The organism is Pseudomonas sp. ChxA (assembly GCF_030263855.1).
In the GTDB taxonomy this organism is placed as follows: Bacteria; Pseudomonadota; Gammaproteobacteria; order Pseudomonadales; family Pseudomonadaceae; genus Aquipseudomonas; species Aquipseudomonas fluorescens_CB.
In genome coordinates, this window is sequence record NZ_JARPMK010000001.1 from 389,563 (window position 1) to 409,484 (window position 19,922).

Genomic DNA, 19,922 nt, shown 5'->3' on the forward strand with positions numbered 1-19,922 from the left:
CAGCCCAGCGCGAGCAAGCTCGCTCGCCACAAAAGCCCGTCATGCTCAGGCTTTGAATTTTCTCGGGATAAAAATAACTAGGGAAGAGAAATGCACCAGCAAGAAAAGGGTTTGAAACGCGGGCTAAGCGCCCGACATATTCGCTTCATGGCACTCGGTTCCGCGATCGGCACCGGGTTGTTCTATGGTTCCGCCTCCGCCATCCAAATGGCCGGCCCTGCTGTGCTGCTGGCCTACCTGATCGGCGGCGCCGCCGTGTTCATGGTGATGCGCGCCCTCGGTGAAATGGCCGTGCACAACCCGGTGTCCGGCTCCTTCGGCCAGTACGCCAGCACCTATCTGGGGCCTATGGCCGGGTTTGTGCTCGGCTGGACCTACGCGTTTGAAATGATCATCGTCTGCCTCGCCGACGTCACCGCTTTTGGTATCTACATGGGCTTCTGGTTTCCCGAGGTTGCACGTTGGGTCTGGGTGCTCGGCATCGTGTTTTTGATCGGCGGCCTGAACCTGTGCAACGTCAAAGTGTTTGGCGAGATGGAGTTCTGGCTGTCACTGCTCAAGGTCGGCGCCATCGTGGCGATGATCCTCGGCGGCTTCGGCATCATGCTGTTCGGCATTCATTCGGCTGGCGAAACTGAGGCCAGCGGCCTGAGCAACCTGTGGGCGCATGGGGGCTTCATGCCTAACGGCATCGGTGGCCTGATCGCCTCGTTCGCGGTGGTGATGTTTGCATTTGGCGGCATCGAAATCATCGGCATCACCGCCGGTGAAGCCAAAGACCCGCAGCGCGTGATCCCCAAGGCGATCAATGCGGTGCCGCTGCGCATCCTGCTGTTCTACGTGCTGACCCTGTTTGTGTTGATGGCCATCTATCCGTGGCCGCAGATCGGCAGCCAGGGCAGCCCGTTCGTGCAGATCTTCAGCAACCTGGGCATCGGCTCGGCGGCGACTATCCTCAATATCGTAGTGATCTCGGCCGCCGTTTCGGCCATCAACAGCGACATCTTCGGCGCCGGCCGCATGATGTACGGCCTGGCCCAGCAAGGGCAGGCGCCCAAGGGTTTTGCGCAGCTGTCCAAACACGGCGTGCCGTGGATGACCGTACTGGTGATGGGCGCGGCGTTGCTCGGCGGCGTGGTGCTCAACTACCTGATCCCGGAAAACGTGTTCCTGCTGATCGCCTCGATTGCCACCTTCGCCACCGTGTGGGTGTGGCTGATGATCCTGTTTACCCAGGTCGCCATGCGCCGCTCGATGACCAAGGAACAGGTGGCCGAGCTGAAATTCCCGGTGCCGTTCTGGCCCTATGCGCCAGCGGCGGCCATCGTGTTCATGTTGTTCGTGTTTGGTGTGCTGGGTTACTTCCCGGACACCCAGGCCGCTTTGCTGGTCGGCGCCGTGTGGATCGTACTGCTGGTGCTGGCTTACCTGCTGTGGGTCAAACCCGCCGCCGGGCAAGCAGCCAAGGTCCATTACGACCCGGCTTTGTCTCATCGATAACTTAGGGAGGCGTTGATGAAAACGCTTTGGCAACACTGCCACGTCGCAACCATGGCCCACGGCAAGTACTCGATCATCGAGGATGCCGCGATGGTCACCGCCGATTCGCTCATCGAGTGGATCGGCCCGCGCAGCGAAATACCGACGGCGGATTACGCCCAGGTGCAGGACCTGCAAGGCGCGTGGGTCACCCCCGGGCTGATCGACTGCCACACCCACACGGTGTTCGGTGGCAATCGCAGCGGCGAATTCGAGCAGCGCCTTGAAGGCGTGAGCTACGCCGAAATCGCCGCCAAGGGTGGCGGTATTGCCAGTACCGTGCGCGCTACCCGCGCCGCCACCGAAGATGAATTGTTTGCCAGCGCTGAAAAGCGCCTGCGCAGTTTGCTGCGTGACGGCGTGACCACGGTGGAGATCAAATCCGGCTACGGCCTGGACCTGGTCAACGAGCGCAAGATGCTGCGGGTTGCGCGGCGCCTTGGCCAAGCGTTGCCGGTGAGCGTGCGCGCCACGTGCCTGGCGGCCCACGCGCTGCCGCCGGAGTACAAGGACCGAGCTGACGACTACATCGAGCACATTTGCGCCGAGATGCTCCCGGCCCTGGCCGCCGAAGGGCTGGTGGATGCGGTGGACGCGTTCTGCGAATACCTGGCGTTTTCCACCGAGCAGGTGGAGCGTGTGTTCAAGGTCGCGCAGCAACTGGGCTTGCCGGTGAAGCTGCACGCCGAGCAGCTGTCTTCCTTGCACGGCTCCAGCCTGGCGGCGCGTTACCACGCGCTGTCGGCGGACCACCTGGAGTTCATGACCGAAGAAGACGCCATCGCCATGGCCGCGTCCGGCACTGTCGCGGTGTTGCTGCCGGGCGCGTTCTACTTCCTGCGTGAAACCCAGTTGCCGCCCATGGATGCGCTGCGCAAGCACGGCGTGAAAATCGCCATCGCCAGTGACCTCAACCCCGGCACCTCGCCGGCGCTGTCGGTGCGCCTGATGTTGAACATGGCTTGCACCCTGTTCCGCATGACCCCGGAAGAAGCCCTGGCCGGCGCCACGCAACATGCGGCCACTGCGCTGGGCATGGGCGATACCCATGGTTCGCTGGAAGTAGGCAAGGTCGCGGATTTTGTCGCCTGGCAGATTGATCGCCCTGCCGACCTGGCTTACTGGCTGGGCGGCGAACTGGATAAACGCGTCGTGCGCCATGGCGTCGACGTCACCGTCTGAGGAGTGTTGTTGTGGATAAGGTTCTGAACTTCAAACAAGGCCGTGTGCCGCTGTTGATCAGCATGCCCCATGCCGGTTTGCGCCTGACACCTGCGGTCGAAGCCGGGCTGATCCCCGAGGCGCAAAGCCTGCCGGACACCGACTGGCACATCCCCACGCTGTATGACTTCGCCGAGGCATTGGGCGCCAGCACCTTGTCGGCCGAGTACTCGCGATTTGTGATCGACCTGAACCGGCCGTCCGACGACAAACCGCTCTACGCCGGCGCGACCACCGGGCTGTACCCGGCGACCCTGTTCGACGGCGTGCCGTTGTTCCGTGAAGGGCAAGTGCCGTCCGAAGAAGAACGCGTGAGCTACCTGCAAAAGATCTGGGGGCCGTACCACCGCACCCTGCAAGAAGAACTTGCCCGGCTCAAGGCCGAGTTCGGCTATGCCTTGCTGTTTGATGCGCACTCGATCCGCTCGGTAATCCCGCACCTGTTCGAGGGCAAGCTGCCTGACTTCAACCTCGGCACCTTCAACGGCGCGGCGTGTGACCCGGAACTGGCCAGCCAGCTGGAAGGCATCTGCGCTCAGCATCCGCAGTTCACCCATGTGCTTAATGGGCGCTTCAAGGGCGGGCATATCACCCGCCACTACGGCGACCCGGCGCAGGATATTCATGCGGTGCAATTGGAATTGTGCCAGAGCACGTATATGGAAGAGGTTGAGCCGTTCCGGTATCGCACGGATCTGGCTGAGCCGACGCGGGTGGTATTGAAGCAGTTGCTGGAAGGCTTGTTGGCCTGGGGGCAGAGGCGTTACGGCTGATACCGCTATCGCAGGCAAGCCAGCTCCCACATGTTGATCTGTGAACACATTCAAATGTGGGAGCTGGCTTGCCTGCGATGGGGCCTTTCGGGTCGCCCCAGTGCAACTGCCGGTCGCCACAGTTCGTGTCAGCAAAGGTCCCGCTGGGTAAGGTTGTGGGTACGGCGCGCCAGACGCCACTCCCCACAATAAAGCTGCCGAGTGAGACCTCATCCATGAAAAGACTGTTGTTGATCCTCACCGGTGCCGCTCTGATCAGCGCCAACGCCATGGCCGCAGAACCTGCTTCCTGCAAAGCCGTCCGCATGGGCGTGGTCAGCTGGACCGACGTCATCGCCACCTCCGGCATGGCCGACGTACTGCTCAACGGCCTGGGCTACGACAGCAAGCAGACCAGCGCGGTGCAGCAGATCATCTTTGCCGGCATCCGCGACAAACGCCTGGATATCTTCCTCGGCTACTGGAAACCGGCGATGGACAACAACATCGCGCCGTTCCTGGTCGCCAAACAAGTCAAAGTCTTCGACACGCCCAGCCTCGCCGACGCCCAAGCCACCCTGGCCGTGCCGCAGTACGTGGCGGATGCCGGGCTGAAGACGTTTGCCGACATCGCCCGCTTCAAAGACAAGCTCGGCGGCAAGATCTACGGTATCGAGCCGGGCAGCGGTGCCAATACCGATATCCAGAAGATGATCGACACCAACCACTTTGGTCTCGGCGGCTTCAAGCTCGTCGCCTCCGGTGAAGCGGGCATGCTCGCGGCGGTGCAGCGCGCGGTCAATCGCAAGGAATTCGTGGTGTTCGTCGGCTGGACCCCGCACCCGATGAACATCAACATGAAAATGGCTTACCTCACCGGCAGTGAAGATGTATTCGGCCCGGACGAAGGTCGCGCCACGGTTTCCACCGTCACCGCACCGGACTTTGCCGAACGTTGCCCCAACGCCAACCGGCTGTTGGCAAACCTGACCTTCACCGCTGCCCAGGAAAGCCAGTTGATGGTGCCGATTATGGAGCGCCAGTCGCCGCAGGATGTGGCCAAGCAATGGTTGCGTGACCACCCAGAGGATTTGCAGCGCTGGTTGGCCGGGGTTACGGCGTTTGATGGCAGCGATGGCGTGGCAGCAGTGCAGGCCAGCCTAAACCCTTAAGCCAGGCCCGGTAGATCAAACAACGCAGAAGAACTGTGGGAGCTGGCTTGCCTGCGATGGCGGTGTGTCAGTAAATGAACAGGTGACTGACACACCGCTATCGCAGGCAAGCCAGCTTCCACCTTTATATCGCCATTGTCAGGGATATTGCGCATGTATCCGATTTCGCCGCAGCTTGCCGCCTTCATCGCCAAAACCGAATCCTTCACCAGTGACGACCCCTCGCTGGCAGGCTTACGCCACAACTACGACCGTATGTGCCAGGCCTTCACGCCACCCAAGCCTGAAGGGCTGCAAGTCTCGGACTTCGCCTTGGGCGGCGTAGGCGTGCGCAGTTACCTACCCACGGCACCAGCGCCGACGCAGGGCTGGCCCTGTCTCCTTTATATGCACGGCGGCGGCTGGGTGGTCGGCGGGTTGGGCTCCCACGACTTCATCTGCTTCGAACTGGCCAACGCGCTGCAAATACTGGTGATCGCCATCGATTACCGCCTGGCGCCTGAGCACCCGTTCCCGGCGGCCTACCACGACTGTCGCGCCGTATGGCAGGCAATCCAGGCCGGACAGGCGCCGCACGCTATCAACCGGCAACGTCTGGTGGTGATGGGCGACAGCGCGGGCGGCAATCTGGCGGCGGCGCTGTGCCTGGGCCTGCGTGACGATGGCCAGCCGCTGCCCGAGGCCCAGGTGCTGATTTACCCCGGCCTGGGTGGGCCGGCCGATTTGCCCTCGCGCCGTGACTGCATGGACGCGCCGTTGCTCAGTACTGCCGATACCGACTGCTACCTGGCGTTGTACCTGCAAGGTACGGGCGCGCCATCGGCCTATGCCATGCCTTTGCTGGCGGAATATTTCGGCGGTTTACCCAAGGCGTTGATCACCGTGGCCCAGTTCGACCCGTTACGCGATGACGGCATGCTCTACGCCGAGCGGCTGCAGGCGGCGGGCGTGCAGGCTGTGCTGTATCCCGGCAAAGGTCTGGTCCACGGTTGCTTGCGCGCGCGTGGCCAAGCCCCGGAGGTGGATCAGCTTTATAACTATCTGCTGCATTACCTCAGGAGCGAAGGGCTGACACAGGTCTAAGTATTCAAGGACATGCTCATTGCGCAATTCGGGTTTATGATGCCAGACGGCAAGAATAATAGACGTCCCCTCAGGGATGAACCCGACACCCTACGGAGCGCGCAATGCAGACTTGGTACCCGCAGATCAAACCCTACGCCCGGCACGATCTGGCAGTCGATGACACCCACACACTGTACGTCGATGAAAGTGGCTCCCCCGAAGGTTTGCCTGTCGTATTCATCCATGGTGGCCCCGGCTCCGGTTGCGACGCCCAGAGCCGCTGCTATTTCGACCCGAACCTGTACCGCATCGTGACCTTCGACCAGCGTGGCTGCGGGCGTTCCACGCCGCGCGCGAGTCTTGAAAACAACACCACCTGGGACTTGGTCGCCGACCTTGAGCGCATCCGCGAACACCTGGGCATCGACAAGTGGGTGCTGTTTGGTGGCTCCTGGGGCTCGACGCTGTCGCTGGCCTATGCGCAAAGCCACCCCGAGCGCGTGCATGGGCTGATCCTGCGCGGCATCTTCCTGGCCCGCCCGCAGGACATACACTGGTTCTACCAGGAGGGCGCCAGCCGCATGTTCCCGGATTACTGGCAGGACTACCTTGCCCCAATCCCGGCGGACGAGCGCCACGACATGGTCGCCGCCTACCACAAGCGCCTCACCGGCAACGACCAGATCGCCCAGATGCACGCGGCCAAGGCCTGGTCCGGCTGGGAAGGGCGCATGCTCGGCCTGTGCCCGAGCCCGCAGCATGTCGAGCGTTTCTCCGAGCCGCAGCGCGCTTTGTCGATTGCGCGTATCGAGTGCCACTACTTTACTAACGACTCCTTCCTGGAGCCCAACCAACTGATTCGCGATATGCACAAGATCGCCCATCTGCCTGGAGTAATCATCCATGGCCGCTACGATATGATCTGCCCGCTGGATAACGCCTGGGAGCTGCATCAGGCCTGGCCCAACAGCGAGCTGCAGGTGATTCGCGAGGCCGGCCATGCCGCGTCCGAGCCGGGCATCACCGATGCGTTGGTGCGCGCGACCGGCGAGATGGCACGGCGCCTGCTTGATCTGCCGCCAGAAGAAGCATGAAGGGCCTGTTGCAACGGGTGCGTGGCGCCCGAGTCGAGGTCGCGGGTGACGTGGTCGGGGCGATTGATCAGGGTTTGCTGGTGCTGGTCGCCGTCGAACCTTCAGATACGCCCGAGAGTGCCGACAAACTTTTGCACAAGCTGCTTAACTATCGGGTGTTCAGCGACGATGAGGGCAAGATGAACCTCTCGTTGAAGGATATCGGCGGCGGTTTGCTGCTGGTGTCGCAGTTCACCCTGGCGGCGGATACCAAAAGCGGGTTGCGGCCCAGCTTCTCCACAGCGGCCCCACCGGCTCTGGGAGCGGCGCTTTTTGAGCACTTGTTGTTACAAGCGCAACAATTGCATGGCAAGGTGGCGTCAGGGCGTTTTGGCGCTGATATGCAGGTCCATTTGGTCAATGATGGCCCTGTGACATTCCTCTTACAGACATGAATGTATTAAAAACGACTTTAATGCCTAAAAACGCAGGGTTTCACTGCAAATACTTCGTTATCCCTGATGCGTTGTATCGCGGGCTACTAGATAATCGCGCGCTATGGGGATCAGCGTAAATTGGTCCATTTTTGACTTAGGTAGAGACTTGTCCGACAAACCATTGGGGAATCATTTTGCCCCAGGGGAGTCGGAACAATGCTCGCCAACCTGGCATATAGATAGCTGGCCGTTGGTTTTTTGATCTGTTTTCGGCGAGGGTTGCTCGTGATTGTTAGTCCCTGTAATGCACCAAAATTGTCTGCTAAACGGTTACGAAACGCACTGGTAACGGGCTCTGCCCTGTTTTGCCTGTTCGGCGCGGGTCAACTGTGGGCATTCAGTCTGGATGATGTGTCGGCCAAGGCAAAAGAGCTGGCCGGGCAGAAATACGAAGCTCCGCGCAGCAATCTGCCGAACGAATTTCGCGAAATGAAATTCGCGGACTACCAGAAGATTCGTTTCCGCAACGAAAAAGCCGAGTGGGCCGATCAGAACACACCGTTCAAGCTGTCCTTCTATCACCAGGGCATGCACTTCGACACGCCGGTGAAAATCAACGAAGTGACCGCCGACAGCGTCCAGGAAATCAAGTACGACCCAAGTCGTTTCGATTTCGGCGACGTGAAATTTGATCCTAAAGCCACCGAACAACTGGGTTATGCCGGTTTCCGTGTGCTGTACCCGATCAACAAGGCTGACAAGCAAGACGAAATCATGACCATGCTCGGCGCCAGCTACTTCCGCGTCGTCGGCAAAGGCCAGTCCTACGGCCTGTCGGCCCGTGGCATGGCGATCGACACGGCATTGCCGTCTGGCGAAGAATTTCCGCGTTTCACCGAGTTCTGGATCGAGCGTCCAAAACCGGGCGAGAAACAGCTGGTGATCTTCGCCCTGCTGGACTCGCCACGCGCCACCGGCGCCTACCGCCTGACCCTGCGCCCTGGCACCGACACCATTGTCGACGTCAAGTCCCAGATGTTCCTGCGTGACAAGGTCAGCAAACTGGGGATCGCCCCGTTGACCAGCATGTACCTGTTCGGCGCGAACCAGCCGTCCAAGGTGCTCAACTACCGCCGTGAACTGCACGACTCCAGCGGCCTGTCGATCCATGCCGGCAACGGCGAGTGGATCTGGCGCCCACTGAACAACCCTAAACACCTGTCGGTCAGCAACTTCGCAGTCGAAAACCCGCGTGGTTTTGGCCTGCTGCAACGTGGCCGCGACTTCAGCCACTACGAAGACCTGGACGACAACTACGACAAGCGCCCAAGCGCCTGGATCGAGCCTGAAGGCGACTGGGGCAAGGGTTCGGTCGACTTGGTAGAGATTCCGACCGCCGACGAAACCAACGACAACATCGTTGCGTTCTGGAGCCCGGCCGAGTTGCCGAAAGTTGGCGAACCGCTGGATGTCAGCTACCGCCTGCACTGGACCATGGACGAGAAAGACCTGCACCCGGCCGACAGCGCCTGGGTCAAGCAGACCTTGCGTTCCACCGGTGATGTGAAGCAGTCCAACCTGATCCGCCAGCCTGACGGCAGCGTGGCCTACCTGGTGGACTTCGAAGGCCCGTCCCTGAAGAACCTGCCACCGGATGCGCCAGTGCGCAGCCAAGTGAGCGTGGGCGACAACGCTGAAATCGTTGAAAACAGCGTGCGCTACAACGAGCACACCAAAGGCTGGCGCCTGACCCTGCGCATGAAGATCAAGGACGCAGGCAAGCCTACCGAAATGCGTGCTGCGCTGGTCGAAGACATCGTGAAAGCTGAGCCTGAGAAGGTTTCGACCCAGGTGCTCAAGGCCGACAAGCTGCTGGCCAAGCAACACGAAAAACAGGCCAAGAAAGACGCCAAGGAAGCGAAAGACAAGGACGCCAAGCAGCCAGATGCTGCCCCTGCCAATCCGGAGCCGGAAAAGACCGAACACGTCCTGACCGAAACCTGGAGCTATCAGTTGCCTGCCGATGAGTAATTCTCAAGCCACGCCAGAGACTCTGTCCGAGTACCTGGCGCACCTCCCGATGACCGCAGAGCAGCGCGCCGAACTGGCGGGCTGCACCTCCTTCAGCGAGCTGCATGAACGCCTGTCGTCAAAGACTTTCGACGCACCCACCGAGGCTGCCCAAGCCTCGGTCGGCCGTCGGTTGACCCTCAATACCGCCGAGGAGCTGCAAGACGCCGAGATGCTGGCGCTTGACGCCAACGGTCGGGTTTGCCTGAAGGCCACGCCGCCGATCCGTCGGACCAAAGTGGTACCGGAGCCGTGGCGCACCAATATCCTGGTGCGCGGTTGGCGCCGGATGACCGGTCGCACCAACCCTCCGGCGCCGCCGAAGGACGAGCGTGTACTGCCGGCTGCGCGCTGGCGTACCGTGGGGTCGATCCGCCGTTACATCCTGTTGGTGCTGATGCTCGGCCAGACCATTGTTGCCGGCTGGTACATGAAAGGCATCATGCCGTACCAGGGCTGGTCGCTGGTCGACTTCGACGAAATCCGCAACCAGACCCTGCTGCAAACCGCTACCCAGGTGCTGCCTTACGCCCTCCAAACCAGCATCCTGATCATGTTCGGGATTCTGTTCTGCTGGGTCTCGGCTGGCTTCTGGACTGCGCTGATGGGCTTCCTGGAGCTGCTGACCGGCCACGATAAATACCGGATCTCCGGTAAAAGTGCCGGTGACGAGCCGATTCCAAAGGACGCCCGCACCGCGCTGGTGATGCCGATCTGCAACGAAGACGTGCCCCGGGTATTTGCCGGCCTGCGCGCTACCTTCGAATCGGTGGCCGCCACTGGCGACCTGGACCGTTTCGATTTCTTCGTGCTCAGCGACAGTAACGAAGCCGATATCTGCATCGCCGAACAGCAAGCCTGGCTTGATGTGTGCCGCGAAGCCGGTGGTTTCGGCAAGATCTTCTATCGCCGCCGTCGCCGCCGCGTAAAGCGCAAGAGCGGCAACCTCGACGACTTCTGCCGTCGTTGGGGCGGTGAATACAAGTACATGGTGGTACTCGACGCCGACAGCGTGATGAGCGGCGAATGCCTGACCAGCCTAGTGCGTTTGATGGAAGCCACGCCGGATGCCGGGATTATCCAGACCGCGCCGCGTGCGTCGGGCATGGACACCCTGTATGCGCGCATGCAGCAGTTCGCCACCCGTGTTTATGGCCCGCTGTTTACCGCTGGCCTGCACTTCTGGCAGCTGGGTGAATCCCACTACTGGGGTCACAACGCCATCATTCGTATGAAGCCGTTTATCGAGCACTGCGCCCTGGCGCCGTTGCCGGGTAAAGGCGCGTTTGCCGGTGCGATCCTCTCCCACGACTTCGTTGAAGCCGCGCTGATGCGCCGTGCCGGCTGGGGCGTGTGGATTGCCTACGACCTGCCGGGCAGCTACGAAGAACTGCCGCCGAACCTGCTGGATGAACTCAAGCGTGACCGTCGCTGGTGCCACGGCAACCTGATGAACTTCCGCCTGTTCCTGGTCAAAGGCATGCACCCGGTGCACCGTGCGGTGTTCCTGACCGGCGTGATGTCCTACCTGTCGGCGCCTTTATGGTTCTTCTTCCTGGTGCTGTCGACGGCGTTGCTGGCGGTGAACACCTTGATGGAACCGCAGTACTTCATGGCCCCGCGTCAGTTGTACCCGTTGTGGCCACAATGGCACCCGGACAAGGCGGTGGCGCTGTTCTCCACCACCATCGTGCTGTTGTTCCTGCCTAAATTGCTCAGCATCATCCTGATCTGGGCCAAGGGCGCGAAAGAGTTCGGTGGCAAGTTCAAGGTGACCCTGTCGATGCTGCTGGAGATGCTGTTCTCCATGCTGTTGGCGCCGGTGCGCATGATCTTCCACACCCGTTTCGTACTCGCCGCGTTCCTGGGCTGGGCTGCGACCTGGAACTCGCCGCAACGTGACGACGACTCCACGCCATGGAGCGAGGCGGTCAAACGCCACGGCCCGCAAACCCTGCTGGGCTTCCTGTGGGCGCTGCTGGTGGTGTGGTTGAACCCAAGCTTCCTGTGGTGGCTGATCCCGATCGTCGGCTCGCTGATGCTGTCGATTCCGGTGTCGGTGATCTCCAGCCGGGTCAAGTTGGGCCTCAAGTCTCGCGACGAGAGCCTGTTCCTGATCCCTGAGGAATACAACCCGCCGCAAGCCTTGCTGTCGACCGAGCAGTACACCCACGAAAACCGTTGGCACGCCCTCAATGATGGGTTTGTGCGCTCGGTGGTCGACCCGCAGCAAAACGCCCTGGCCTGCGCCCTGGCGACCTCGCGTCACCGTGAGGCGGAGCCGATCGAGCACTTGCGCCAGGAACGTGTGCGCCACGCGATGAAAGTCGGCCCGGCCGGCCTCAACAATGGCGAGCGCCTGGCGTTGCTCAGCGACCCGGTAGCCCTGGCTCGTCTGCATCAGCAGGTTTGGAGCGAAGGCCACGCCGAGTGGCTGGGCGCTTGGCGTGCCTCGGTCAAGGCTGATCCGCACGCGCCATTACTGCCGCTGCAACCGCTGTCGTCCCAGGCCCAACCGGCCTGATTCCGACGCCCCCGAGGGCTCGCCTCTGGGGCGCCGCAGGCGCTGGTCCTACAGCGTTTCGCGCCGCTTCTTTTTCTCGCTAACCCCTTGTTATTTCGAAACAAAAGACCTTTGTTCGAAGCGTATTGCCGTGCCTGTCGCTGGGGTAGCATCGCGCTCCAAATTGACTAGGTCGCAGGGGGATTCATGATCAAAAGGTATTGTTTGGCAGTGCTGACCGGCGTCGTCGCTGTGGTTTACGCCGGCTGGCTGAGCGCCGGTGCCCTCGATGATGCTGTTCGGCGGGGTTTGCTCAAAGTCGGCACCACGCCCAACTATGTGCCTTTCGAAATGAAGGACAAGCAGGGTCGTATCGTCGGTTTCGAGGTCGACTTGCTGCAGGCGATGAGCCGTGCCTTGGGCGTCGAGCTTGAACTGGTCGCGGTGCCTTATACCGAGTTGTTGCCGGGGCTGATGGCGAAGAAATTCGACCTGATCGGCAGCGGCATGACGGTGACGCAGGAGCGCAACCTCAAGCTGAACTTCAGCGACTCCTTTATCGTGGTCGGCCAGACCGTACTGCTGAACCCTAGGCTTGCCGGCAAGATTGCCAGCATCGAAGACCTGGACGAGGCGGGTTACCGGATCGCCGCGACTCAAGGCACCACCGGCGAAGCGGCTGCGCAGCGGTTTCTGGGCGCCGCGCGCCTGAGCAGTTTCGCCACGCCCGAAGAAGGCGTGCGCCAGGTGGTGGAGGGCAAGGCCGACGCCTTTGTGCATGACGCGCCCTACAACCTGATCGCGATGGCCAGGCCGGAAAACCACCAGCTACTTGCCCTTGAGCAACCGTTTACCTTTGAACCGCTGGCGTTTGGCCTGAAAAAAGGTGACTACGACAGCCTCAACTGGATCAACCACTTCCTCAATCAAATTGCCCAGGATGGCACCTACGATCAGTTGCACGACAAGTGGTTCAAGGGCACCGACTGGATGGCGGAGATCGACTGAACGTCATAACTGCTTACACATCAATCAATTGCCGACTCTTTGCGCTGTGTCGCACCATTGTGGGGCTTTTGCGACATACGCCGATAACATTTACCCGTGAAACCTTTGTGACGGGCAACGAGTGGGTTAGGATCGCACCCCGAATGGGTGCAGCCCTTTTGCGCGCCGGCGTTATAAGAATATTTCAGGGGACTTGATGATGAAAAAGTATCTTTCGATGCTGATGCTTGGCGTCACCGCGCTGGTCGCGGCCACTGCGGCGCATGCTGGCGCGATCGACGATGCGGTCAAGCGCGGCACGCTGAAAGTCGGCATGGACCCGACCTACATGCCGTTCGAAATGACCGACAAGCGCGGTGAAATCATCGGCTTTGAAGTCGACCTGCTCAAGGCCCTGGCCAAGTCCATGGGCGTCAAGCTGGAGTTGGTATCGACCGGCTATGACGGCATCATCCCGGCCTTTCTGACCGGCAAGTTCGACATGATCGGCAGCGGCATGACCCTGACCCAGGAGCGCAACCTGCGCCTGAACTTCAGCGAACCCTTCATCGTGGTCGGCCAGACCCTGCTGATTCGCAAAGACCTGGAAGGCACGATCAAGTCCTACAAAGACCTCAACGACGAGAAATACCGCCTGACCTCCAAGCTGGGCACCACCGGCGAGATGGTTGCCAAGAAGCTGATCTCCAAGGCCAAGTACCACGGCTATGACAACGAGCAGGAAGGCGTGCTGGACGTGGTCAATGGCAAGGCCGATGCCTTTGTGTATGACGCGCCGTACAACGTGGTCGCCGAGAAGAAAGTCGGCAACGGCAAGCTAGTGTTCCTGGAAGAACCCTTCACCTTCGAGCCACTGGCGTTTGGCCTGAAAAAAGGCGATTACGACAGCCTCAACTACATCAACAACTTCCTGCACCAGATCCGCAACGACGGCACCTACGATCGCATCCATGACAAGTGGTTCAAGAGCTCCGAGTGGCTCAAGGACATGGAATAAGGGCTTTTGTAGCGAGGGAGCTTCGGACGCAGAGCGCCCAGTGAGGCATTCCCACGCAGAGCGTGGGAATGATCTCAAAGGGCTTTTGTGGCGAGGGAGCTTGCTCCCGCTGGAGCGCGAAGCGCTCCCAACCCAGGCGCTGCGGTTTATCTGTCAGTGTCTGGTCGCCAGTAGTGGGGCTGCTTCGCAGCCCAGCGGGAGCAAGCTCCCTCGCCACAGAGGGGCTTGCCCCACTTTTTGGATTTGAGTAATGAAACAGAAAAAAGCCCAATGGCCCTGGCACCTGCTGACCGTGGTCGTGCTGGTTGGCCTGGCCGGCGCGTTGTACTACGCCACCTCGTTGATGTCCTACGAGTGGCGCTGGAACCGCGTGCCGCAGTACTTTGCCTACCAGGCCGAAACGTCCCAGCGCGCCGCCGATATCTCCACTGTCATTGAGCTGGTGCGCAACGGCGATGTCGCCGAAGTCACCCTGCGCAACGACGCAGGCGCCGAGCAAAAGCTGACCGTCGCCGACAACAGCCTGCAAGTGTCGCGTGGCGACGATGTGGCTGAAGGCGATGTTATTGGCGTAACCCGGCATTGGGCGCTAGGCCCGCTGATGTGGGGTTTGTGGACCACCTTGTGGTTGTCGGTGGTCTCCGGAATTCTGGGCTTGGCGATTGGCTTGGCAACCGGCTTATGCCGCCTGTCGAGCAACCCGACCTTGCGCGATCTGTCGACGATCTACGTCGAACTGGTACGCGGTACGCCGCTCTTGGTGCAGATCTTCATTTTTTACTTTTTCATCGGCACGGTACTCAACCTGTCCCGAGAGTTTGCCGGGATTGCCGCGTTGTCGCTGTTCACCGGCGCTTACGTGGCGGAAATCGTCCGCGCCGGCGTGCAGTCCATCACCCGTGGCCAGAACGAAGCCGCACGCTCCCTGGGGTTGAGCGCCAGCCAGTCGATGCGTCACGTGGTGTTGCCGCAAGCGTTCAAGCGCGTGCTGCCGCCGCTGGCCGGGCAATTTATCAGCCTGGTGAAAGACACTTCGCTGGTTTCGGTGATCGCGATTACCGAACTGCTCAAAAGCGGCCGTGAAGTGATCACCACCTCGTTCTCGCCCTTTGAAATCCTGTTCTGTGTGGCAGGCCTGTACCTGCTGATTAACCTGCCGCTGTCGAAAATGGCCAGCCGGCTTGAGCGGAGGCTCGCGCAAAGTGATTGAAGTCCGCGATCTGGTAAAAGTCTTCGACACCCGTGGCCAAGTGGTGCGCGCCGTGGACCACGTCACCACCCAAGTCGCCAAGGGTGAAGTGCTGGTGGTGATCGGCCCGTCGGGTTCGGGCAAGTCCACGTTCCTGCGCTGCCTTAACGGCCTGGAAGAATTCGACTCGGGCTCGGTGAGCATCGACGGCTTGCAACTGGCCGACCCCAAAACCGACGTGAATGCCTATCGCCGTGAAGTCGGCATGGTGTTCCAGCACTTCAATTTGTTCCCGCACATGACTGTGCTGGAAAACCTGTGCCTGGCGCAAAAAGTCGTGCGCAAGCGTGGCAAGCGAGAGCGTGAGGCCAAGGCTTTGGCGCTGCTGGAAAAGGTCGGTATTGCGCAGAAGGCCAACGAGTTTCCATCACGCTTGTCCGGCGGCCAGCAACAACGGGTAGCCATTGCCCGCGCGTTGGCCATGGAACCCAAGGTGATGCTGTTTGATGAGCCCACCTCGGCGCTGGACCCGGAAATGGTCGGCGAAGTGCTGGACGTGATGAAGACCCTGGCCCTGGAAGGCATGACCATGGTCTGCGTCACCCACGAGATGGGCTTTGCCCGTGAAGTGGCAGACCGGGTGCTGTTCTTCGACCACGGCAAATTGCTCGAAGATGCGGCCCCGGCCGAGTTCTTCGCAGCGCCGAAAGACCCGCGCGCCCAAGCCTTCCTGCGCCAAGTGCTGTAACGAACTTACACCGTGAATTTGCCCACCCAACTCTGCAGGTCTGTGCCCAGGCGCGCCAGTTCGATACTGGCCGCCGCCGTTTCCTGACTGGCGGCCGAGGTCTGTTCCGATACGTCCTTGACCTTGAGCACGCTGCGGTTGATCTCTTCGGCGACCGCCGTTTGCTCCTCGGCAGCGGCGGCAATCTGAGGGTTCATCTCCTGGATCACTGAGACGGTGCGGGTGATGTTGGCCAGGGCGTCGCCGGCACGGCGGGTCAACTGCACACTGTTCTCAGTGAGGCTGCGGCTGCTGTCCATGATGTCGGCGACTTTCTGTGTGCCCCGCTGCAGGCTCCCGATCAGTTCTTCAATTTCTTCAGCCGACTGCTGGGTGCGCTGCGCCAAGCTGCGTACCTCATCGGCCACCACCGCGAAGCCTCTACCGGCTTCACCGGCGCGGGCCGCTTCGATGGCGGCGTTGAGTGCCAGCAAGTTGGTTTGCTCCGACACCGATTTGATCACCTCCAGCACGCTGCCGATCTTCTGGCTTTCCTGCTGTAACCCTTGCATCGCCTGGCTTGAGTGAGCCATCTCTTGGGCCAAATGCTCGATATGAGCAATCGCCTCGGCCACTACCTGGTCTCCCGCGCTGGCCTGTTGATCGGCTTCGGTTGCGGCGCTTGAGGCTTGCTCCGCGTGGCGCGCAACTTCCTGTGAGGTGGCGAGCATTTCATTCATGGCGGTGGCCACCTGCTCGGTTTCCTGCTTCTGCCCTTCGACGCCGACACGCGACAGTTCGGTAACGGCAGACAATTGCTCGGCAGCAATGGCAATTTGTCGGGCGCTGTCACTGATGCCGCCAATCAAGCCGCGCAGGTTTATGGTCATTTGCCCGATGCTGCGCTGCAGTTGCCCCACTTCATCCCGGCGTGTGGTGTGGATGTCGTGGCTCAAGTCGCCTTCGGCGATTCGATTGGCGGCCAACAATGCCTGGCGTAACGGTGCAACTATTTGCACGGTGATCAACCACGCCGCCAGCATTCCCAGAATCAGCGCCGCAGCGGTGACATTGAGCAGCAGGGTGCGAGCCACGTCAGCTTCCTTGTCGCGTTTTGCGGTCTGGTCCTGGCTCAACAGGTCACTTTCCGTGAGCAATTGATCCAGCCATTGCTCAAGTTGGTTCTGGGTTGCCTCAACCGTGAGCTGGGCATCCTTGAGCCGTACCAACTGAGTGCGGTAGTCGAGCAAGGTGTTTTTCAGCGCGGTGCTGTCAACCGGCAGTGTCGCTACGGCCGCCTGTGTGCGGTCGAGGGCCTGGAGCGTGTCATCGACGTTTTTGGCGTAAACGTCCAGGGAGGCTGCAGCCCACGCCGGACTCTGAGCACGGTCCTCGGATTGCTCCATGGCGTAACGCAGTTGCTCTACGGCATCGAGGGCCTTTTCGTCGTCCTGATTGGGCAGGTCGCTGGACAGCTGCGCGAGTGCGTCTTTGGCCTGTACCGAGCCGAGATTAAGCTGTTCACGCGCGCTTTCGCGCAGCTTGATCAACCCTTCCAGGCCGCCCAGGGCGGTTTTGAACCGGGTGGTGAGGCGCCGGCTTTCCTGCACTTGTTGTTGATTGACGGGGTCGGTAAAGCGCGGCGATACCTCGACCAGCAAATGGTCGATTTTTTCAATGTTTACACCGACCTTTGCCAGGCTTGCCGCGTCGCTGAGGGTTCGATAAACAATACGGTCGGCGCGCAGTTCCTCGCCGACGACGGCCAGTTGCGAAAGGGTGGTCAACTTTTGGGAGCGATCAAGCGATGAGTTCAAGGCTTGCCAGCCGGTAGAAGCAATCGCGAGGCAGAGGCAAAGCACCAGGCCAAAGCCCAGGGCGAGTTTGAGTGCGATGCTGATATTGCCCAGCAGGCGGGTCAGTGGACGAATCATGGTAAACCTCCAACGAATCAAAAGGAGCGTTTCGACAGTCCGGCTGACACAGGTCAGGGGAATTGAAACGCTACTTTTATTCGGCGGCGGGTGTGTAATCCACGACCTGAAAAGCGTGTAGGAAATTTCATAAGTTGTGGGGGCGACGGCGCTGATGGCCGTCGCGAGGGGCTCACACCTTGAAGCGGCCCACCAGTGTTTGCAGGTAAATACCCAAACGCGCCAGCTCTGCGCTGGAAGCGGCGGTTTCTTCACTGGCCGAGGAGGTCTGCTCAGACACGTCGCGCACATTCAACACGCTGCGGTTGATCTCTTCGGCCACGGCGCTTTGTTGCTCGGCAGCGGTGGCGATCTGCGAGTTCATCGCCTGGATAGTCGAGACCGTACGCGTGATGTTGCTCAGTGCGTTGCCGGCACGGCGGGTCAGTTCGACGCTGCTGTCGGTGAGGCCACGGCTGTTGTCCATGATGGCCGCCACCTGCTGGGTGCCGTTTTGCAGGCCGACGATCAGCTCTTCGATCTCCTCGGTGGACTTTTGCGTGCGCTGCGCCAGGCTGCGCACCTCATCGGCCACCACCGCAAAGCCGCGACCGGCCTCGCCGGCCCGCGCTGCCTCAATCGCCGCGTTCAGCGCCAGCAGGTTGGTTTGTTGGGCCACCGACTTGATCACATCAAGCACGCTGCCGATCTTGTCGCTTTCACGCTTCAGGTCGCCCATGGCCACCGTGGAATTACCCACCTCAGTGGCCAGGCGCTCAATCTGCGCGATGGCTTCACCCACCACCTTGTCGCCTTCACGGGCCTGTTGGTCTGCCGCCACGGCAGCTTCGGAGGCCTCTTCGGCGTTGCGTGCCACTTCCTGCACGGTGGCAGCCATTTCGTTCATGGCGGTGGCCACCTGGTCGGTCTCGACCTTCTGGCTATTGACCCCGGCGCTGGTCTGTTCGGTCACGGCCGACAATTGCTCGGCCGCACTGGCGATCTGGGTGACGCCGTCGCTGATACCGCCGATCAACTCGCGCAGGCCGACGGTCATGCTTTGCATGGCGCGTTGCAGCTGGCCCAGCTCGTCCTGGCGGGCCGAGTCGAGGTTATGGCTCAGGTCGCCGGAGGCCACGCGCTCGGCGACTTTGAGGGTTTGGTTGAGCGGGATTACGATCTGGCGGGTGATGGCCCAGGCGGCGACCATGCCGAAGATCAGCGCCAGCACGGTGGCCAGCAACAACAGCTGTTTGGCCTGCGCGGCATCGGCATCGCGCACGGCGGTTTGGGAGATGGTAAGTTTTTCGCTGTGCCCCAGCAGGATATCGCCCTGGGCAGTCATGATTTTCAGCGCGGCCGCACTGGCCACCTGGGAGTCGCGGTACTGGCTGACGGCGGCGCGGTAGGCTTGCAGTGACACGCCAGCCTCTTGCAGGTTGGCCTGGTATTGCTCAGGCAGCTTGCCTTGCAGGTCGGTGATTTTCTTCAGCGCATTGTCGATGGCATCCAGTGCCGGTTGCTCGGCCTCCGTCTTGCCGCTGTAGGTGTAGCCGCGTACCTGGAAGCGCGATTGCTGGATCAACTTGCTCAGGTCGATCACGCTGTTGAACTGCGTGACGCTGTCGCCTTGCAGCAGGGTCGCTTCGATTTCGTTGATCTTGGCCACGGCGTTGTCGGCGGTGTCGCCGAGCTTGCTGCGTGCGCCCTCGCGCTTGAGGCCGGCCAGCACCATGGCGCCGAAGGCTTTTTTGTATTGGCCCAAAGCTTCCAGCTGTTGCTCGACCAAGGCTTTGTCGTCGGGTTGCTCGATCAGCGTTTCGGCGGTTTTGAGGCCATCGTCCAGTTGCTTCAGCAAACTGTTGACCGCGTCGGTGCCTTGTTCGCCGCGGCGCATTTCAAAGTCCAGGCGCGCCAGGCGCAGGTCTTTGGTCAGGCCGTTGAGGCTGGAGATAAAGCCCAGCTTGTCGCCGCGACTGATCACGTCGCCCAAGCCGGTCCAGCCGGTGAAGGTGGTCAACAGCGTCAGGATCAACACCAAGCCAAAGCCTATGCTCAGCTTGCGATTGACGCTCACATTCCCCAGTTTTTCGGCTAACCAACGATACATGCTGCGATCTCCTTTGGAACAAGGCTTGGACTTATTCAGAGGCTATCGGCAGCGTAGGAAATTTCTGTAGGCGCTCAGAACCAATGTGGGAGCTGGCTTGCCTGCGATGCAGGCACCTCGGTACATCAGGCATACCTAGGTGATGC

14 protein-coding genes and 2 pseudogenes are annotated in these 19,922 nt (G+C 60.9%); 13 read left to right on the forward strand and 3 right to left on the reverse strand.

Annotated features, from left to right (window positions below; translation table 11 throughout):
- Nucleotides 1-90 precede the first annotated feature (90 nt).
- The 13 genes and pseudogenes from P5706_RS01645 to P5706_RS01705 all read left to right on the forward strand — a co-directional run bounded on the left by P5706_RS01645 (nt 91) and on the right by P5706_RS01705 (nt 15,774).
- On the forward strand, nt 91-1,500 hold the full coding sequence (locus P5706_RS01645) for an L-histidine transporter HutT (RefSeq protein ID WP_200431684.1): 1,410 nt from the start codon (nt 91-93) through the stop codon (nt 1,498-1,500).
- A 15-nt stretch (nt 1,501-1,515) separates the two neighbouring features.
- On the forward strand, nt 1,516-2,721 hold the full coding sequence (gene hutI / locus P5706_RS01650) for an imidazolonepropionase (protein ID WP_200431685.1): 1,206 nt from the start codon (nt 1,516-1,518) through the stop codon (nt 2,719-2,721).
- Nucleotides 2,722-2,732: 11 nt separating this feature from the next.
- Entirely contained in the window at nt 2,733-3,533 is an 801-nt protein-coding gene (hutG, locus tag P5706_RS01655) for an N-formylglutamate deformylase (RefSeq protein WP_285678407.1), read from the forward strand.
- Nucleotides 3,534-3,748: 215 nt separating this feature from the next.
- Entirely contained in the window at nt 3,749-4,684 is a 936-nt protein-coding gene (locus tag P5706_RS01660) for a choline ABC transporter substrate-binding protein (protein ID WP_285678408.1), read from the forward strand.
- 153 nt (nt 4,685-4,837) lie between these two features.
- Nucleotides 4,838-5,767 carry an alpha/beta hydrolase gene (locus tag P5706_RS01665; RefSeq protein WP_285678409.1) on the forward strand — a complete coding sequence of 310 codons (930 nt, stop codon included), beginning with the start codon at nt 4,838-4,840 and terminating at the stop codon, nt 5,765-5,767.
- Nucleotides 5,768-5,871: 104 nt separating this feature from the next.
- Nucleotides 5,872-6,843 carry a prolyl aminopeptidase gene (gene pip / locus P5706_RS01670; RefSeq protein ID WP_200431689.1) on the forward strand — a complete coding sequence of 324 codons (972 nt, stop codon included), beginning with the start codon at nt 5,872-5,874 and terminating at the stop codon, nt 6,841-6,843.
- On the forward strand, nt 6,840-7,277 hold the full coding sequence (dtd, locus tag P5706_RS01675) for a D-aminoacyl-tRNA deacylase (RefSeq protein WP_064450278.1): 438 nt from the start codon (nt 6,840-6,842) through the stop codon (nt 7,275-7,277). Before pip ends, dtd begins: the two co-directional genes overlap by 4 nt.
- A gap of 324 nt (nt 7,278-7,601) precedes the next feature.
- The gene (locus tag P5706_RS01680) at nt 7,602-9,290 is read left to right on the forward strand and encodes a glucan biosynthesis protein G (protein WP_200431765.1); all 1,689 of its coding nucleotides are present in this window, start codon (nt 7,602-7,604) and stop codon (nt 9,288-9,290) included.
- Nucleotides 9,283-11,858 (forward strand): annotated as a pseudogene (gene mdoH, locus P5706_RS01685) (glucans biosynthesis glucosyltransferase MdoH); the annotation flags it as partial. The gene P5706_RS01680 and the pseudogene mdoH, both read left to right, overlap by 8 nt.
- Before the next feature lie 181 nt (nt 11,859-12,039).
- The gene (locus P5706_RS01690) at nt 12,040-12,840 is read left to right on the forward strand and encodes a transporter substrate-binding domain-containing protein (protein WP_285678410.1); all 801 of its coding nucleotides are present in this window, start codon (nt 12,040-12,042) and stop codon (nt 12,838-12,840) included.
- 199 nt (nt 12,841-13,039) lie between these two features.
- Nucleotides 13,040-13,837: a transporter substrate-binding domain-containing protein gene (locus P5706_RS01695; protein ID WP_200431692.1), complete on the forward strand. Its 798-nt coding sequence runs from the start codon at nt 13,040-13,042 to the stop codon at nt 13,835-13,837.
- Between the two features lie 250 nt (nt 13,838-14,087).
- Complete coding sequence (locus P5706_RS01700) at nt 14,088-15,047, forward strand: amino acid ABC transporter permease (protein WP_138817222.1); 960 nt, start codon at nt 14,088-14,090, stop codon at nt 15,045-15,047.
- Complete coding sequence (locus tag P5706_RS01705) at nt 15,040-15,774, forward strand: amino acid ABC transporter ATP-binding protein (protein ID WP_200431693.1); 735 nt, start codon at nt 15,040-15,042, stop codon at nt 15,772-15,774. The genes P5706_RS01700 and P5706_RS01705 overlap by 8 nt, the downstream gene beginning before the upstream one ends.
- Before the next feature lie 5 nt (nt 15,775-15,779).
- On the opposite strand, the gene P5706_RS01710 is transcribed toward P5706_RS01705, so the two are convergent.
- From P5706_RS01710 to P5706_RS37100, 3 genes and pseudogenes are all read right to left on the reverse strand, one after another.
- The gene (locus P5706_RS01710) at nt 15,780-17,687 is read right to left on the reverse strand and encodes a methyl-accepting chemotaxis protein (RefSeq protein WP_285678411.1); all 1,908 of its coding nucleotides are present in this window, start codon (nt 17,685-17,687) and stop codon (nt 15,780-15,782) included.
- Between the two features lie 172 nt (nt 17,688-17,859).
- The gene (locus P5706_RS37095) at nt 17,860-18,732 is read right to left on the reverse strand and encodes a methyl-accepting chemotaxis protein (RefSeq protein WP_425540629.1); all 873 of its coding nucleotides are present in this window, start codon (nt 18,730-18,732) and stop codon (nt 17,860-17,862) included.
- Nucleotides 18,718-19,776, reverse strand: a pseudogene (locus P5706_RS37100) (methyl-accepting chemotaxis protein); the annotation flags it as partial. The gene P5706_RS37095 and the pseudogene P5706_RS37100, both read right to left, overlap by 15 nt.
- Nucleotides 19,777-19,922 lie beyond the last annotated feature (146 nt).

Coding starts and splice junctions, on each gene's coding strand:
- P5706_RS01645 (WP_200431684.1), top strand. CDS start 91: ATGCACCAGCAAGAAAAGGGTTTGAAACGCGGGCTAAGCGCCCGACAT.
- hutI (WP_200431685.1), top strand. CDS start 1,516: ATGAAAACGCTTTGGCAACACTGCCACGTCGCAACCATGGCCCACGGC.
- P5706_RS01660 (WP_285678408.1), top strand. CDS start 3,749: ATGAAAAGACTGTTGTTGATCCTCACCGGTGCCGCTCTGATCAGCGCC.
- P5706_RS01665 (WP_285678409.1), top strand. CDS start 4,838: ATGTATCCGATTTCGCCGCAGCTTGCCGCCTTCATCGCCAAAACCGAA.
- pip (WP_200431689.1), top strand. CDS start 5,872: ATGCAGACTTGGTACCCGCAGATCAAACCCTACGCCCGGCACGATCTG.
- dtd (WP_064450278.1), top strand. CDS start 6,840: ATGAAGGGCCTGTTGCAACGGGTGCGTGGCGCCCGAGTCGAGGTCGCG.
- P5706_RS01690 (WP_285678410.1), top strand. CDS start 12,040: ATGATCAAAAGGTATTGTTTGGCAGTGCTGACCGGCGTCGTCGCTGTG.
- P5706_RS01695 (WP_200431692.1), top strand. CDS start 13,040: ATGAAAAAGTATCTTTCGATGCTGATGCTTGGCGTCACCGCGCTGGTC.
- P5706_RS01700 (WP_138817222.1), top strand. CDS start 14,088: ATGAAACAGAAAAAAGCCCAATGGCCCTGGCACCTGCTGACCGTGGTC.
- P5706_RS01710 (WP_285678411.1), bottom strand. CDS start 17,687: ATGATTCGTCCACTGACCCGCCTGCTGGGCAATATCAGCATCGCACTC.
- P5706_RS37095 (WP_425540629.1), bottom strand. CDS start 18,732: ATGCAAAGCATGACCGTCGGCCTGCGCGAGTTGATCGGCGGTATCAGC.